1 protein-coding gene is annotated in these 1,100 nt (G+C 61.0%); it reads right to left on the reverse strand.

The genetic code is table 11. The features are described 5' to 3' along the window. Positions 1 to 1,100: bifunctional 2-methylcitrate synthase/citrate synthase (gene prpC / locus AWB77_RS34060; protein ID WP_061138851.1), on the reverse strand; the 1,100-nt coding region annotated here is incomplete at both ends.

Below are 1,100 nucleotides of genomic sequence, written 5' to 3' on the forward strand. Positions count from 1 at the left end.
TCCGGTCCCGTGTAATTCGCGCTCGGCCGGATGATCTTGTTGTCGATGCGTTGCTCGATGATGTGCGCGGCCCAGCCCGACGTGCGCGAGATCACGAAGAGCGGCGTGAACATGGCGGTTGGCACGCCCATCATGTGATACGACACCGCGCTGAACCAGTCGAGATTCGGGAACATCTTCTTCGCGTCCCACATCACCGATTCGAGGCGTTCCGCGATATCGAAGAGCTTCGTATCGCCCGCATCGTTCGACAGCGTCTTCGCGACTTCCTTGATGACCTTGTTGCGCGGATCGGAGATCGTGTACACCGGATGGCCGAAGCCGATCACGACTTCCTTGTTCTCCACACGCTTCTTGATGTCCGCTTCGGCTTCGTCGGGCGTCTGATAGCGCGATTGAATTTCGAACGCGACTTCGTTCGCGCCGCCGTGCTTCGGGCCGCGCAGCGCGCCGATTGCGCCCGTGATCGCCGAGTACATGTCGGAACCCGTGCCCGCGATCACGCGTCCCGTGAACGTCGATGCGTTGAACTCGTGCTCGGCGTAAAGATTCAGCGAAACGTGCATTGCATCGACCCACGCTTTCGACGGCGCGACGCCATGCAGCAAGTGAAGGAAATGCCCGCCGATGGAATCGTCGTCGGTTTCGACTTCGATGCGCTTGCCGTTGTGCGAGTAGTGATACCAGTAGAGCAGCATCGAGCCGAGCGAGGCCATCAGCTTGTCGGCGATATCCTTCGCGCCGGGCAAGTTGTGATCGTCCTTCTCGGGCAGGATCGTGCCGAGCACGGAGACGCCGGTGCGCATGACGTCCATCGGGTGCGCGGACGCGGGAATCCATTCGAGCGCGGCTTTCAGATTCGCGGGCAGCCCGCGCAGTGCCTTCAACTTCGTCTTGTACGCCTTGAGTTCAGCGGCATTCGGCAGCTTGCCGTGCACGAGCAGATGCGCGATCTCTTCGAATTCGGAAGTGGTCGCGATATCGAGAATGTCGTAACCGCGATAGTGCAGGTCGTTGCCCGTCTTGCCGACGGTGCACAGCGCGGTATTGCCCGCGGTCACGCCCGACAGCGCGACGGATTTCTTCGGCTTGAACGCGCC

This window comes from Caballeronia fortuita (assembly GCF_001544835.2).
In the GTDB taxonomy this organism is placed as follows: domain Bacteria; phylum Pseudomonadota; class Gammaproteobacteria; order Burkholderiales; family Burkholderiaceae; genus Caballeronia; species Caballeronia fortuita.